Annotated in this window: 14 protein-coding genes; 10 read left to right on the forward strand and 4 right to left on the reverse strand. The window is 63.7% G+C overall.

From position 1 onward, the window contains the following. Positions 1-222, reverse strand: a complete 222-nt coding sequence (locus tag ACODSP_RS12035) for a hypothetical protein (RefSeq protein ID WP_488965834.1) — start codon at positions 220-222, stop codon at positions 1-3. Positions 223-502: 280 nt separating this feature from the next. Between ACODSP_RS12035 and acs the strand changes: the two genes are divergently transcribed. Further along, positions 503-2,443, forward strand: a complete 1,941-nt coding sequence (gene acs, locus ACODSP_RS12040; RefSeq protein ID WP_488965835.1) for an acetate--CoA ligase — start codon at positions 503-505, stop codon at positions 2,441-2,443. 306 nt (positions 2,444-2,749) lie between these two features. On the opposite strand, the gene ACODSP_RS12045 is transcribed toward acs, so the two are convergent. Further along, a complete protein-coding gene (locus ACODSP_RS12045) occupies positions 2,750-4,024 on the reverse strand; it encodes a pentapeptide repeat-containing protein (protein ID WP_488965836.1) in 1,275 nt (424 codons plus the stop codon). Between the two features lie 6 nt (positions 4,025-4,030). Beyond that, positions 4,031-5,026, reverse strand: a complete 996-nt coding sequence (locus ACODSP_RS12050) for a protein phosphatase CheZ (protein WP_488965837.1) — start codon at positions 5,024-5,026, stop codon at positions 4,031-4,033. Positions 5,027-5,293: 267 nt separating this feature from the next. Between ACODSP_RS12050 and ACODSP_RS12055 the strand changes: the two genes are divergently transcribed. Both ACODSP_RS12055 and ACODSP_RS12060 read left to right on the forward strand, forming a co-directional pair. Beyond that, positions 5,294-6,178: a ribose-phosphate diphosphokinase gene (locus ACODSP_RS12055; protein WP_488965838.1), complete on the forward strand. Its 885-nt coding sequence runs from the start codon at positions 5,294-5,296 to the stop codon at positions 6,176-6,178. 12 nt (positions 6,179-6,190) lie between these two features. Continuing rightward, a complete protein-coding gene (locus ACODSP_RS12060; protein WP_488965839.1) occupies positions 6,191-7,348 on the forward strand; it encodes a serine hydrolase domain-containing protein in 1,158 nt (385 codons plus the stop codon). Here ACODSP_RS12060 and htpX read toward each other — a convergent pair whose 3' ends face one another. Continuing rightward, positions 7,349-8,308 carry a zinc metalloprotease HtpX gene (gene htpX / locus ACODSP_RS12065; protein ID WP_488965840.1) on the reverse strand — a complete coding sequence of 320 codons (960 nt, stop codon included), beginning with the start codon at positions 8,306-8,308 and terminating at the stop codon, positions 7,349-7,351. It abuts the gene before it with no gap. A 148-nt stretch (positions 8,309-8,456) separates the two neighbouring features. Between htpX and ACODSP_RS12070 the strand changes: the two genes are divergently transcribed. From ACODSP_RS12070 to fusA, 7 genes are all read left to right on the forward strand, one after another. After that, complete coding sequence (locus ACODSP_RS12070) at positions 8,457-8,618, forward strand: succinate dehydrogenase assembly factor 4 (protein WP_488965841.1); 162 nt, start codon at positions 8,457-8,459, stop codon at positions 8,616-8,618. A gap of 155 nt (positions 8,619-8,773) precedes the next feature. Beyond that, complete coding sequence (locus ACODSP_RS12075; RefSeq protein WP_488965842.1) at positions 8,774-9,250, forward strand: thermonuclease family protein; 477 nt, start codon at positions 8,774-8,776, stop codon at positions 9,248-9,250. A gap of 349 nt (positions 9,251-9,599) precedes the next feature. Next, complete coding sequence (rpsM, locus tag ACODSP_RS12080) at positions 9,600-9,968, forward strand: 30S ribosomal protein S13 (RefSeq protein WP_488965843.1); 369 nt, start codon at positions 9,600-9,602, stop codon at positions 9,966-9,968. A gap of 18 nt (positions 9,969-9,986) precedes the next feature. Then, the gene (gene rpsK, locus ACODSP_RS12085; protein WP_488965844.1) at positions 9,987-10,385 is read left to right on the forward strand and encodes a 30S ribosomal protein S11; all 399 of its coding nucleotides are present in this window, start codon (positions 9,987-9,989) and stop codon (positions 10,383-10,385) included. Between the two features lie 132 nt (positions 10,386-10,517). After that, positions 10,518-11,534, forward strand: a complete 1,017-nt coding sequence (locus ACODSP_RS12090) for a DNA-directed RNA polymerase subunit alpha (protein WP_054168334.1) — start codon at positions 10,518-10,520, stop codon at positions 11,532-11,534. A 153-nt stretch (positions 11,535-11,687) separates the two neighbouring features. Next, positions 11,688-12,116 (forward strand): 50S ribosomal protein L17, encoded by a 429-nt coding sequence (gene rplQ / locus ACODSP_RS12095; RefSeq protein WP_488965845.1) that lies wholly within the window; start codon positions 11,688-11,690, stop codon positions 12,114-12,116. Between the two features lie 400 nt (positions 12,117-12,516). Further along, on the forward strand, positions 12,517-14,658 hold the full coding sequence (gene fusA, locus ACODSP_RS12100) for an elongation factor G (protein WP_488965846.1): 2,142 nt from the start codon (positions 12,517-12,519) through the stop codon (positions 14,656-14,658). Positions 14,659-14,744 lie beyond the last annotated feature (86 nt).

The following is a 14,744-nucleotide window of genomic DNA, read 5'->3' on the forward strand; positions in this document are numbered from 1 at the left end:
TCACCCCGCCTTGCGCATCACATCGCTGAAATCATCCGTCGCCGTGGCAATACGCCGCGACAGGCAGCGCGCGTCCGCCGCCGCGTCGGCAAAGCCCGACGCACCCGCCGGAAGGGACGATAGCAGCAGGTTCAGGGTCATCAGACTGGTGCGCAGGCCCAGCCGCGCCGGGTCATCGCCGGGGCCCTGACTGCCGCCCTCTTCGGGAATCACCCCACTCATCCCCTGTCCGCCCTGTTTCCATGCAGTGTTATGTAAATCATACCATGCTGTGCAACGGCCCGCACGCAGTATGGCGGCCCCACCATTTCCCCGGAAAAACCGTTGAATGCGTCGAAATGCGCACGCGACGAATGTACATGTTCCAAACGCGGGCGCCGATGCTTACATAAATTGCGTGAATGGACGGAACCCACAGGCGCGGTACACGCGGAAGCCGGGGTTTGGTTCAAGAGATAAGCGGGACCGGTAATCGCCCGCCAACCTTGGGAGAAACAACGCCATGAGCAGCCCAACCTTCTTTCCTGTCACGGAAGATGTGGCCGCAAGCGCCTGGATCGACGAAGCCAAGTACAAGGCGATGTACGAGCAGTCGGTCAAGGACCCGGAAGGTTTCTGGGGTGAGCATGGCAAGCGCATCGACTGGTTCACGCCCTACACACGCGTGAAGAACACCAGCTTCGAGGGCGATGTCTCCATCCGCTGGTTCGAGGATGGCACCACCAACGTCTCCCACAATTGCGTCGACCGGCATCTGGCCACGCGCGGCGATCAGACGGCCATCATCTGGGAAGGCGACAACCCGGCGGAATCGGCCCACATCACCTATCGCGAACTGCATGAGAAGGTCTGCCGTCTGGCCAATGTGTTGAAGGCGCAGGGCGTGAAGAAGGGTGACCGCGTCACCATCTATCTGCCCATGATCCCGGAAGCGGCCTATGCCATGCTGGCCTGTGCCCGCGTCGGTGCCATCCATTCCATCGTCTTCGGCGGCTTCTCCCCCGACAGCCTTTATGACCGCATCGTCGATTGCGACAGCAAGCTGGTCATCACCGCCGATGAAGGTCTGCGCGGTGGCCGCAAGGTGCCGTTGAAGGCCAATGTCGACAAGGCGCTGGAGAAGGCACCGGGCGTCACCTCGGTCATCGTGGTCAAGCGCACAGGCGGCGACATCGCCTGGAAGGACGGTCGCGACCACTGGTACCACGAGGAAACGGCCAAGGTTTCCGCCGACAACGCGGCGGAGGTGATGGGGGCCGAAGACCCGCTGTTCATCCTCTATACCTCCGGTTCGACCGGCAAGCCCAAGGGCGTGCTGCACACCACGGGCGGCTACCTCGTCTATGCCGCCATGACGCATCAATACGTGTTCGATTATCATGATGGCGACATCTACTGGTGCACCGCCGACGTGGGCTGGGTCACGGGCCACAGCTACATCGTCTATGGCCCGCTGGCCAATGGCGCCACGACCCTGATGTTCGAAGGCATCCCCAACTACCCGTCGGTCAGCCGTTTCTGGGAAGTGATCGACAAGCACAAGGTCAACATCTTCTACACGGCCCCCACCGCCATCCGCGCCCTGATGCGCGAAGGCGAAGGCCCGGTGAAGAAGACCAGCCGCGCCTCGCTGCGCCTGCTGGGTTCGGTGGGCGAGCCGATCAATCCAGAGGCCTGGCTGTGGTATCACGGCGTGGTCGGCGATGGCCGCTGCCCCATCGTCGATACCTGGTGGCAGACGGAAACTGGCGGCATCCTGATCACCCCGCTGCCGGGCGCCATCGGTCAGAAGCCGGGTTCGGCCACCCTGCCCTTCTTCGGTGTACAGCCGCAGGTCGTGGATAATGAAGGCACGATCCTGGAAGGGGCGACGGAGGGTAATCTCTGCATCGTGGATAGCTGGCCCGGTCAGATGCGTACGGTCTTCGGCGACCATGAACGCTTCATCCAGACCTATTTCAGCACCTTCAAGGGCAAGTATTTCACGGGCGATGGCTGCCGCCGTGATGAAGATGGCTATTACTGGATCACGGGCCGCGTCGATGACGTGATCAACGTGTCCGGCCACCGCCTGGGCACGGCGGAAATCGAAAGCGCCCTGGTCGCCCATCCCAAGGTGGCAGAGGCCGCCGTGGTCGGTTACCCGCACGACCTGAAAGGCCAGGGCATCTATGCCTATGTGACGCTCAACGCCGGAGAGGACCCGACGGAAGATTTGCGCAAGGAACTGGTCACCTGGGTGCGCAAGGAAATCGGCCCCATCGCCACACCGGACCTGATCCAGTGGGCACCCGGCCTGCCCAAGACAAGGTCGGGCAAGATCATGCGCCGCATCCTGCGCAAGATCGCCGCCAACGAACATGAAGCCCTGGGCGACACCAGCACGCTGGCCGACCCCAACGTCGTCCACGATCTGGTCAACAGCCGCATGAACCGCGGCTAAGGGTTGATGGCGGTTTGAGAAAAGCAGGCGGCGTGGGCAACCCCGCCGCCATTGCTGACTTTGGTCACCGTCTTTGTTACACTCTTCCCCTCAACACCATTCCTGCGCCCAGCCTCCGTCGATGCCTCTGGCATCGATGTCAGCGGGCGGTGAATGGTGAAACACCCCTTTATTTTCTGTTTCATCTGGTTGCATCTGGACGGAGTCGCCTGACACGCAGCTCCGAATTCAGCAGGTCGAAGACAAAAAAAGCCACCCCCAACCCATCACGGGTAGGGCCGCAAACAGAACGATCGCTGACTTACCTCACCCCAGATTGATCCCGCGCGCCGCTTCCAGCGTAGCGCCGGTCATGTCGGCACCGTCCAGGACGGTGGCGGACAGGTCGGCACCCGTGAAGTCGACCAGGGTCAAGTCGGCACCGCGCAGAATGGCGGCGGCCAGGCGGGCGCGGACCAGAGACGTGCGCAGCTCATGTCCGCGCGCGGTCTTCAGCTTGGACAGGTTGGCCTTTTCCATATTGGCGTCGATCAGGTTCGCGCGGTCCATGCAGGCACCGCGCAGATCGGCGAAGCTGAGATTGGTGGAGCGCAGGTCGGCGCCAGACAGCTGGGCCGCCTGCATCTGGGCACCGCGCAGGTCGGCGCCGCGCAGGTTGGCTCCCGTGGCCTTCATCAGGGTCAGGACGCGGCCCGCCATGTCGGTGCCCGACAGATCCAGACCGCTGATATCCAGCTGATGGCCGGCCTGCCCGCCGGTAGCCACCCATTGCGCATGGGCGCGCAGCATGGCGTCCAGCCGTTCGGGCGGCGGCGGGCTGTTGGGCACCTCCTCCGGCGGGGGGGGGGCCGGGGGCATGTCGGGCGATGGCCCGACGCCGCGCTGGGCCGCCTCCTCATCGGTGCGGATGGCGGCCTGCAGGGCCTGGGCCGAAACCTTGGCGCCTGACAGGTCGGCCCCGCGCAGGTCGGCATCGGCCAGGTCAACACCATCCATATTGGCGGATTTGAACTGGGCATCGCGCAGATCGACTCTGGCCAGCTGCGCACCGGCCATGGTGGCGCCGGAGAAATCCGCCTCCCGCGCGCAAGAACCGGTCAGGCGGGCCCGCGTCAGGTCGGCATTGATCATCACGGCGGATGAGATGTCGGCGGGCCCGATCTCAAGCCCCAGCACCTTGAAATCGGTACGCGTGCTGACGGCCATGTTGCCGTCGCGCAGATCGCATTCCACCATCTTGGCGCCGCGCAGGATGGCCCCGCGCAGGCTGGCGGCACGCAGGTCGGTCCGCATCAGTTGCGCGCCCGACAGATCGGCATTGGTCAGGTCACAACCGAACAGGTCGGCATAGTCCAGCTTGGCACCGACAAAGCTGGTGCCGCGCAGAATGGCGCCCGACAGGTTGGCATTGGTCAGATTGCGGGCATCGAAGGACATGCCCGACAGGTCGAAGAAGGGCAGACTCAGCTTCGCCCCGCCCTGCATGCCCGACAGATAGGCCAGATGCCGTTCGCACGCACGGTCCAGCTGCGCCTGGGACAGGCGCACACGGGGAGCGACATTGTTGCCGTCTGCGGACATGGCGGCTTACCCGAACAAGGCGTCGATGTCGGCCTGCGACACCGTGGCACCCGCCGCCGGCGGCGGCGGGGGTGGTGGGGGAGGCGGCGGCGGAGGCGGAGGGGGCGGTGGGGGGGGAGGCGGCGGCGGCGGCGGGGGCGCCATCTCTTCCTCTGACAGTCCCCAATCATCCATATTGTTCAGGTCGTCATTGGCATCGGCCTTGGCCGGCATGGCCGGGCCGTCCAAACTGTCGAACAGGGCGTCGATATTGGCCTGGCTTACGGCCTCCAGCGCCGGGCCGTGCAGCAGGTGCTTGTCGGGGCGGTCATCGTCGGGACGCAAGGCGATCAGGCCATCGGTACCCAGTTTCTTGGCGCCGACCTCCGTATCCTCCACGCCCCAGATTTCGATCATGGTGTTCACGCGCTGCTCGATATAGCGCAGCGTGTTGACGACCTTCGTCGTGCGCTGACCGGTAATGTCCTGGAAGGAACAGGCGGTCATGATCTCGATGGTCTGGGCATCGATATCATTGGTGATGTCGCTGGACGGCAGACGGGAAACCAGGGCCTGAATCCGCTCCGTCGCATTCAGAATGTCGGAGGTGGCGCGCTCGGTGGCGGTGACGATGGCGTCCAGCTCGTTGGTCGCGGCCATGATGCGGTTGGCGCCCGCATCCATGGGGCGCAGCTGCGCAATCTCCTGCCGCGTCTGTTCGATATAGTTGGAAAGCTGTTTCAGCTCTTCGCGCATGATGTGGATATGCGGACTCTGGTCGGCCACCGCCGCAGCGGCAGCGCCGCCGCCACCGCCGATCCCCTGCAGACGGCCCACCTGTTCGGTCATGCTGGAGAGCAGGGCGCGCCAGTCATCCTGGGCCACGATGCGTGTCTGCCGGTCGCGCTGACGCAGGAAGGCGCGACCACGGGCGGACGCCATCAGCGCCTCTTCCAGGGCAGCGAATTCCTTGTCGGAGAGTTCCAACGGATCCATGCCGCTGCTACCGCCAAGCCCCCACATCGGGCCACCCCTTTCAAACGACGCCAGAGCAAAGATGCCGCTAACGCAACGACCGAAGCAAGCCGCCTGTCAGCGGTCCCCGGAACAATTGCCGAAGTATGAACCGCGCTCCTGGATATTACAGTCGATAATTAAAAACGCCAAATTTCGCCATACTCATTTGCCATCCCCCGCTTCGGGCGTGCGTCGCGGGGGCGCTCCGGTGTATTTTGACCCCGCATGTCACAAGAGCGGCCGACCCAGCGGCCGGGTGGGGATGGAACAAGCATGGATATTCTGATCGGCTTTCCCGAAGGGGCGGCATTGGCCGGCAACCTTGCGGCGCGCACGGGCCTTCCCCTGCACCAGGTTTCGCTGCACCGATTCCCCGATGGTGAAAGCCTGGTCCGGCTGGAGGCCGCACCCGAACGCGCCGTCATCGTGCGGTCGCTGGATCAGCCCAACGCCAAGCTGGTGGAATTGCAGTTCCTGGCCGGCGCCCTGCGGGAACGAGGCACGAAGGAACTGACCCTGGTCGCCCCCTATCTGGCCTATATGCGCCAGGATATGGAGTTCCGGCCCGGCGAGGTGGTGAGCCAGCGCATCATGGGCCGCTGGCTGGGCGGGCTGTTCGACCGGATCGTCACCGTCGATCCGCATCTGCACCGCACCCATGATCTGGGCGAGGTATTTCCCGGTGGCCGTTCCGCCGCCCTCACCGCCGGCCCCCTGCTGGGTGCCTGGGCCAGGGCACAGGGTGCGGCGGACCAGGGCTGGGTCATCCTGGGTCCCGATGAAGAATCGGACCATCTGGTGGAAGGGGCCGCCAGCGCCGCCGGTGTGCAGGGCATTGTCGGCCTGAAGGTGCGGCGCGGCGACCATGACGTCTCCGTCGGCCTGCCGGAAGGCACCGACCTGACAGGCCGCACGATCCTGTTCGTGGATGACATTATCAGTTCCGGTGGCACCCTGATCGATGCCGCCAAGGTCGCCTATGCCCATGGGGCCACCCGCGTGCTGGCGGCCACGGTGCATGCCGTCTTCCCGATGGAGCGGTTGGAAGCCTTCAAGGCGGCAGGCATTGACACTGTCGTGTCCGCCGACGGCATCCCGCATCCGACCAACGCCATCGGCCTGTCGGACCTGATTGCCGATTGTCTGGCCGTTCTTTGAAGGGGTGACAGCATGGTGCGGCGGCTGCGGTGGCTTCTGGCGGGTATTGCGCTGACATTCGTGGCTGCCGGTGCGCGGGCGCAGACGGACCTGACACCTGTTTTCCAGCAGGCGCTGGAAAAGGCCGCGACCGCCCTGCCCGACAGTCCCGGCATCGCCGTCATCGTGCAGGCCCCCCGCCGGGGCATCGACTGGCGCGGTGCCGTCGGCAAGGCCGATCCGGCGGGCACGGCCCTGACGCCCGACCATCCGTTCCGCGTGGCCAGCATCACCAAGGCCTTTGTCGGGGCCGCCATCCTGCGGCTGGAGGAAGATGGCAGGCTGTCACTGGCGCAGCCCATCGCCCCACTGATCGCGCCGGAAACGGCGGCGTTGCTGCGCAGCGGCGGCTATGATCCCGACCGTATCACGGTGCGGCAATTGCTGGACCATACCAGCGGCCTACGCGATTTCTATGATGACCCCGCCTATGAAAAGGCCATGCTGTCACAGCCGCAGCGGCGTTGGAGCCGGGCCGAACAGATCGCCATCGCCATGAAGGTCGGCCCCGCCCACGGCGCGCCAGGGGAGCGGTTCCATTATGTGGATACCGGTTACTCCCTGCTGGGCGAGATCCTGGAACGGACCACGGGTCAGGGCATGGGACCGGCCCTGCGCCAACTGCTGCCCTATGAAAGGCTGGGGTTGCGCCACACCTGGCTGGAAAGCCTGGAGCCTGCACCGGCGGGGGTAAGGCCACGCGCCCATCAATATGCATCCGGTGTCGACATGACGGCGGCGGACCCATCCTATGATCTCTATGGCGGTGGCGGGCTTGTCTCCACGCTTGATGATGTCGGACGGCTGTTCCGGGGCATCCTGCGGGGCCAGGTCTTTCGGGACCCCGCCACCCTGGCCTCGGCCCTGACCCTGGTCACGGCACAATCGGGGGAGGGTTATATGATGCAGGCGCGCCCGGCCCTGTTCGCGCCAGAAAAGGTGGGGCCGCATTCCTGCCTGGGTCTGGGCGGCTATTACGGGGCGCTGGTGGTGCATTGCCCTTCCATCGACCTGACCATCGGTTTCAGCGCCAATACAGCCAATCCCGACAGTTTCGACGTGGCCAGCACCTTCATGGCGGCGATCGGGACGGCGTTGGGCACCACACCGTCCGCCGCCCCCGCCCCGTAATCAACCCCAGGGCAGACCACGCTTGCGCGCGCCACCGGCATCCGGAACGGTGCCGCCCCGGCGGGTGGGCGTGCTGGCCGGACGCTGCGGCGGGACGGAGCCGCCCATCACCATGCTGCGCAGGCGGCGCACACGCTCCGCCGTGCTGGGGTGGGTGGAAAACAGGCTGTCCACGCCCCGCCCATGCAGCGGGTTGATGATGAACATATGGGCAGTGGCGGGATTGTTCTCCGCCGCCTGATTGGTCACGCGGGCCGCCGTACCCTGGATACCCTCCAGCGCGTCGGCCAGCCAGTCGGGCCGGCCGCTGATCTCCGCCCCCATCCGGTCGGCCTCATACTCGCGGCTTCGGCTGATGGCCATCTGCACAAGCATGGCGGCCAGCGGCGCCAGGATGGAGACCAGGATCACGCCGACAAAGCCCAGCGGGTTGCTGCGATTCTCACCATCATTGGAATGGGAGCCGCCGAAGAACATGGCGAAATTGGCCAGCATGGACAGGGCACCGGCCAGCGTCGCCGTGATGGTCATGATCAGCGTGTCGCGGTTCTTGATATGCGCCAGCTCATGCGCCATCACACCCGCCACCTCCTCCGCCGACAGGCGGTTCAGCAGGCCGGTCGTGGCGGCAACCGCGGCATTTTCCGGGTTGCGGCCCGTGGCAAAGGCGTTGGGCTGGTCATTATCGATGATATAGACCTTGGGCATGGGCAGTTCCGCCCGCTGCGCCAGGCGCTGTACCATTGTGTAGAATTGCGGGGCCGTCGCGGCATCCACCTGGCGCGCGCCATACATACGCAGCACCATCTTGTCGGAATTCCAATAGGCAAAGGCGTTCATGGCCACGGCCACGCCCAGCGCGATGACCATGCCCGACTGCCCGCCCAGCATGAAGCCGACGGCCAGGAAAAGGCCCGTCAACCCAGCCAGCAGCATGGCGGTGCGGAAATAGCCGTTCATGTTCCTACCCCAAGGCTCCTTCGTGCCTGATCTGTTAAGCGGCCCAATCGGTCGCCTTCCCTGATATGGCCCCTGCCCTGTCCGCATCAAGGCTTGGCAGGGTAACGGTCACGCGCCATATCTGCGGCGGAAGATGATGGAGAGCGCCATGAGTGACGAGAGGAAGACCACCGAACAAGCCGCAGCAGACCAGCCCCCGGTCCGCAAGCCGCCCGTGACACAGCCACCCGGAGAGATCGGCGGCCCCGCCGGTCCGGAACCGACCCGCTTCGGCGACTGGGAATTCAAGGGGCGTTGCAGCGACTTCTAATCTCTCCGGTTGCATTCTCACCTACAAGTGGGCCCGCCTTGCGCTAATGATCCTAAGTGTATTCAACTTAGGACGAAGGTCTTAAATTCCTGTTCCGTTCTGGACGGCTTCAGCTTAGATTATGCGAAAGCCCCTTTAACGGATCACCGATACCCATGTTGCGCCCGCGCCCCCTGCTGCTATCGGCCCTGGCCGCTGCCCTGCTGATGCTGGGCACGGTGCCGTCGCTGGCGGTCAGCCGGGTCAGCGGCCCGCTGGCGGCACGCGTGACCGAAGTGGTGGACGGCGACACGCTGGGTGTGCGCGTTACCATCTGGCTGGACCAGGAAGTGATGGCCAGGGTCCGGCTCGACGGGATCGACACGCCGGAAAGCCGGTCTGACTGCGCCGATGAAAAACGCATGGCGCAGGAGGCACGGCAGAAGCTGGCAGCGCTGGTCGCACCCGCGACGGAAGGTAAAGGCGATGGAACCATCCGCCTTTACGATGTCGAGTATGACAAGTACGGCGGACGGGTGCGGGCACGCGTAACCCTTGCCGATGGCACTGATCTGGCCCAGGCCATGATCAAGGCCGGCCATGCCCGTCCCTACAAGGGCGGCAAGCGCCAGCCCTGGTGCGCGGGCACGTGATACCGACAGGCAGCCGCAGGGGTTCAGCCATGCGGCAAACCCTTGGCCCACTATGCGTCCAGCATATTGTTGCGGCTTGACTCCGATTTGCCCCTGCCTATACTCCCGGCCTCTGATCCCGACCAAATGGGATTGGACGCGCGCGACCATGCCCGCCCGTCAGCCTTGAAAGGCTGGGGGAGGATCATGTCGTGCGTATGCATTTGGAGGCCCTGGCATCCGCCGGGTTTCTTCGGATGAGATGTCCCGAAGCCGACCGGACGCCCCGCCACGGGTACCGGAGCCGGCAGGCGGGATGTGGACGAAGATCGTCCGGTCATCGTGGCCGGACATAACGAGGAGAAGACACGTGGCGCGTATCGCTGGCGTCAATATCCCCACGGCAAAGCGTGTGGTGATCGCCCTTCAGTACATTCATGGCATCGGCCCGAAGTTCGCTACTGACATCTGCTCCAAGGTCGGCATCCCGGCTGAGCGTCGTGTCAATCAGCTGACCGACGACGAAGTTCTGCGCATCCGCGAGACCATCGACGCCGACTATAAGGTCGAAGGCGACCTGCGTCGTGAAACCGCCATGAACATCAAGCGCTTGATGGACATGGTGGCTTATCGTGGTCTGCGTCACCGCAAGGGCCTGCCGGTCCGCGGCCAGCGCACGCACACCAATGCGCGCACCCGCAAGGGTCCGGCCAAGCCGATCGCCGGCAAGAAGAAGTAAGAGACGGAGTAAGACCAAATGGCCAAGCCCAATGCCAACGCCGCACGTCTTCGCCGTCGCGAGCGCAAGAACATCACCTCTGGCGTCGCTCATGTGAACGCCAGCTTCAACAACACCATGATCACCATCACCGACGCCCAGGGCAACACCATTGCCTGGTCCTCGTCGGGCACGATGGGCTTCAAGGGTTCGCGCAAGTCCACGCCCTACGCCGCCCAGATGGCTGCCGAGGACGCGGGCCGCAAGGCCCAGGAACATGGCATGAAGACGCTGGAAGTCGAAGTGAAGGGTCCGGGTTCGGGCCGTGAATCGGCTCTGCGCGCGCTGCAGTCGGTCGGTTTCCAGATCACGTCCATCCGCGACGTGACGCCGATCCCGCACAACGGCGTTCGCCCGCCGAAGAAGCGTCGCGTCTGATTTCTGTTAGTCATCGTCCCGGAACAGCATCCGTTCGGGAAAGGCGGCCACACGCCATCGTGGCAGCCCAGAATAGAATGGATATCCCTGTTCCGGGACGTTGTTTTGTCCCCGATGGCATGAGGCACAGCCGTGATCCAGAAGAACTGGCAGACTCTCGAAAAGCCGAACAAGTTGGAAATCACGCCGGGTAACGACCCGAAGCGTGAAGCCCTGATCGTTGCCGGCCCGCTTGAGCGTGGTTTCGCTCTGACGCTGGGCAATTCGCTGCGTCGCGTCCTGCTCTCCTCCCTGCAGGGTGCCGCTGTCACGTCGATCCATATCGACGGCGTGCTGCATGAATTCTCGTCGATCCCCGGTGTGCGCGAAGATGTGACGGACATCGTCCTGAACATCAAGGCCATGGCGCTGAAGATGGGTGCCGAAGGCCCCCGCCGCATGCGTCTGCGCGCCGAAGGCCCGTGCAACGTCGTTGCCGGCATGATCGATACCGGCGCCGATATCGAGGTGCTGGACCCCGATCACGTCATCTGCACGCTGGATGCCGGCGCGCGGCTGAACATGGAACTGACCGTTCATTCGGGCAAGGGCTACATCCCCGCCTCCATGAACCGTCCGGAAGATGCCCCGATCGGCCTGATCCCGGTTGACAGCATTTTCTCCCCCGTCCGCAAGGTCGCCTATAAGGTGGAAAACACCCGCGTCGGCCAGACCACGGACTATGACAAGCTGCTGCTGACCGTTGAGACCAACGGCGCCGTCACGCCGGAAGACGCGGTGGCCATCGCCGCCCGCATCCTGCAGGACCAGCTGCAGATGTTCATCAATTTCGAGGAGCCGCAGGCAGCCGTGGCCGAGTCGAAGGCGGACGAGATCCCCTTCAACAAGAACCTGCTGCGCAAGGTGGACGAGCTGGAACTGTCGGTTCGTTCGGCCAACTGCCTCAAGAACGACAACATCGTCTATATCGGCGATCTGGTGCAGAAGACCGAGGCGGAGATGCTCCGTACCCCGAACTTCGGCCGCAAGTCGCTGAACGAGATCAAGGAAGTGCTGGCCCAGATGGGTCTGCATCTCGGCATGGAAATCCCGAACTGGCCGCCCGAGAATATCGAGGACTTGGCCAAGCGTCTGGAAGAGCCGTACTGAGCTTGACCTTTCAGGCGGCGGTCCCTATGGTCCGCCGCCTTAATCCTGGGCATTCCGCCCAAACCTTGCCGTACTGGCCCGAAAGGGTACCGGCGCTTGCAAGGATCGTCATCGGTTCCGCCCAGCGGGGCCATGCTATGAAGGAGAGTACCCATGCGTCATGGAATGTCCGGGCGTAAGTTCAGCCGCACCACCTCCCACCGTCTGGCCATGTTCTCCAACATGGCGAACGCCCTGATCAAGCACGAGCAGATCAAGACGACCCTGCCGAAGGCCAAGGACCTGCGTCCGATCGTCGAAAAGCTGATCACGCTGGGCAAGAAGGGTGGCCTCGCCAACAAGCGTCTGGCCTATGCTGAACTGCGCGACAATGCCGTTGTGGACAAGCTGTTCACCGCCATTGCCGAGCGTTACAAGGACCGCAACGGTGGCTACACCCGCGTCCTGAAGGCCGGCTTCCGTTACGGCGACAACGCCCCGATGGCCATCATCGAGTTCGTTGACCGCGACACGGCCGCCAAGGGCCAGGATAGCGGCCCGGTGCTGGTGAAGGACGAGGACGGCGAAGAAGCCGCCGCCTGATTCAGACCGACCGTAAAAGGTTGAGAGAGACCCCGCTGGGATCGCTCCCGGCGGGGTTTTTCGTTTTGATCTGACGGATCGCCAGAGCAGGCGCGAGCGCCGCGAGAGGCCACTACGTGGCGGTGCTGGTGAGTATCCGGCAACATCGTGATGCCACGACAACACCATCGCCCACGCGCTTACCCGTCATGCCATATCCCCCCTTGGCATAAGGGCGCATCCGCGCTACATAGGCCGCCACCGGGGAACCGAGGCGTTTAGCGCTGACGGCACCCCGGTTTTTTTCGTGCGGGATGGGCGCTGCGGCATCGTGGTTCCTCCCGCCTCATCCACGCACTCGACCTCACCACGCCGGGTCGGTTGATCTTTTGACACGACGCTGGACGACGGAGCCCTTCTTATGCCCCGCACTACCCCGCTTTCTGATATCCGGAATATCGGCATCATCGCCCACGTCGATGCCGGCAAGACGACCACGACCGAGCGCATCCTGTATTATACGGGCCGCAAGCACACGATCATCGACGTTCATGATACCAAGGATCTGAAGACGTCGACGACGACCGACTATATGGAGCAGGAACAGAAGCGCGGCATCACGATTCAGTCGGCGGCCGTGTCCTGCTTCTGGAAGGACAAGAAGATCAACGTCATCGACACCCCGGGCCACGTGGATTTCACCATCGAGGTGAACCGCTCGCTCCGCGTGCTCGATGGTGCGGTCGTGGTGTTCGACGGCGTGGCCGGCGTTGAGCCGCAGACCGAGACGAACTGGCGCCTGGCGGACAACTACAAAGTTCCGCGCATGTGCTACATCAACAAGATGGACCGCTCGGGCGCGAATTTCCGCCGCACCGTGAAGATGGTCGTGGACCGCCTGGGTTCGCGTCCGGTCTGCCTGCAGATGCCGATCGGCTCGGAAGACGATTTCCATGGCCTGATCGACCTCGTCGAGATGAAGGCTTATGTCTGGTTCTCCGAGGAAAAGGACGCCAAGTGGGAAATCTGGGACGTTACAGATGATCTGGCCGACAAGCTGAAGATCACCAACGCCTATGATCGTGACCTGCTGTCCCAGTACAAGCAGTACCGTCAGGATCTGGTGGAAGCCGCCGTCGAGCAGGACGACGCGCTGATGGAAGCCTATCTGGAAGGCAACGAGCCGTCGGCCGACAAGCTGCGCGAGTGCATCCGCAAGGCCACGCTGAACGGTGGCTTTGTACCGGTCCTGTGCGGTTCGTCCTACAAGAACAAGGGCGTGCAGCAGCTGCTGGACGCTGTTGTCTGGTACCTGCCGGCCCCGACCGACGTGGAAGCCATCAAGACGGTGGATCCCGACGGTAACGCCAATGGCGAGCGCCTCTGCTCTGACGACGAGCCGTTCTCCGGCCTGGCATTCAAGGTGCTGAACGACAAGTACGGCTCGCTGACCTTCGTGCGCGTCTATTCGGGCGTCGTCGGCAAGGGCACGACCCTGTTCAACGCCACCCGCGGCAAGCGTGAGCGTATCGGCCGTATCGTGGAGATGTTCGCCAAGGACACTAACGATCTGGAAGAGTGCCGCGCCGGTGACATCGTCGCCTTCGTGTCGCTGACCGAGACCGATACCGGTGACACGCTGTGCGATCCGTCCGAGCCTGTGGTTCTGGAGCGCATGCGCTTCCCCGAGCCCGTGATCTCCGTCTCGATCGAGCCGAAGAACCGCGCTGACCAGGACAAGTTTGGCGCCGCCATCGGCAAGATGGTTCGTGCCGATCCGTCCCTGCGTCTGGAAACCGATCGTGAAACCGGTCAGACCCTGCTGCGCGGCATGGGCGAACTGCATCTGGAAGTGACTCTGGACCGTGTCCGCACCGAGTATGGTGTGGAAGGCGTCATGGGCCGTCCGCAGGTGGCCTATCGTGAGACGATCACCCGCAACGTCACCCACACCTATACCCACAAGAAGCAGACCGGCGGTTCGGGCCAGTTCGCCGAAGTGAAGATCATCTTCGAACCGCGCGAGCGTGGCGAAGGTTACCTGTTCGAAGACAAGGTGGTCGGCGGTACGGTGCCGCGCGAATACATCCCGTCGGTCGACAAGGGCATGCAGATGCAGAAGGAAGACGGTGTCATCGCCGGCTATCCGACTGTGGACTTCAAGGCTACCCTGGTGGACGGCAAGTACCATGACGTCGACTCGAACGCCCTGACGTTCGAAATCGCCGCCAAGGCCTGCTTCCGTGAAGCCATGAAGATGGCCGGTCCGGTCCTGCTGGAACCGATCATGAAGGTCGAGGTTGTGGTTCCGGAAGATTACCTGGGTGACGTGATCGGCGACGTGAACCGTCGCCGTGGCACGATCCTGGGTCAGATCGAGCGTGGCAACAACATCGCCGTCGAAGCCCATGTGCCGCTGTCCGACATGTTCGGTTACATCGGTCAGCTGCGTGGCATGACGTCGGGCCGTGGTTCCTACACCATGGAGTTCTCGCACTATGATCCGGTGCCGAAGAACGTTGCCGACGAGATCGTCGCCAAGCAGGGCAAGAACAGCAACTGATCCCAGGTAACAATCGGTTATCTGTTCAGTGCTTAAGGTCAGCGGCCGCTCCCCCATCCGGGGGGCGGCCGTTTGCCGTTTCAGGA

It is taken from the genome of Niveispirillum sp. FG156, assembly GCF_057809555.1.

Coding starts and splice junctions, on each gene's coding strand:
- ACODSP_RS12060 (WP_488965839.1), top strand. CDS start 6,191: ATGGTGCGGCGGCTGCGGTGGCTTCTGGCGGGTATTGCGCTGACATTC.
- ACODSP_RS12045 (WP_488965836.1), bottom strand. CDS start 4,024: ATGTCCGCAGACGGCAACAATGTCGCTCCCCGTGTGCGCCTGTCCCAG.
- ACODSP_RS12055 (WP_488965838.1), top strand. CDS start 5,294: ATGGATATTCTGATCGGCTTTCCCGAAGGGGCGGCATTGGCCGGCAAC.
- rplQ (WP_488965845.1), top strand. CDS start 11,688: ATGCGTCATGGAATGTCCGGGCGTAAGTTCAGCCGCACCACCTCCCAC.
- ACODSP_RS12035 (WP_488965834.1), bottom strand. CDS start 222: ATGAGTGGGGTGATTCCCGAAGAGGGCGGCAGTCAGGGCCCCGGCGAT.
- ACODSP_RS12050 (WP_488965837.1), bottom strand. CDS start 5,026: ATGTGGGGGCTTGGCGGTAGCAGCGGCATGGATCCGTTGGAACTCTCC.
- htpX (WP_488965840.1), bottom strand. CDS start 8,308: ATGAACGGCTATTTCCGCACCGCCATGCTGCTGGCTGGGTTGACGGGC.
- rpsK (WP_488965844.1), top strand. CDS start 9,987: ATGGCCAAGCCCAATGCCAACGCCGCACGTCTTCGCCGTCGCGAGCGC.
- fusA (WP_488965846.1), top strand. CDS start 12,517: ATGCCCCGCACTACCCCGCTTTCTGATATCCGGAATATCGGCATCATC.
- ACODSP_RS12070 (WP_488965841.1), top strand. CDS start 8,457: ATGAGTGACGAGAGGAAGACCACCGAACAAGCCGCAGCAGACCAGCCC.
- ACODSP_RS12075 (WP_488965842.1), top strand. CDS start 8,774: ATGTTGCGCCCGCGCCCCCTGCTGCTATCGGCCCTGGCCGCTGCCCTG.
- acs (WP_488965835.1), top strand. CDS start 503: ATGAGCAGCCCAACCTTCTTTCCTGTCACGGAAGATGTGGCCGCAAGC.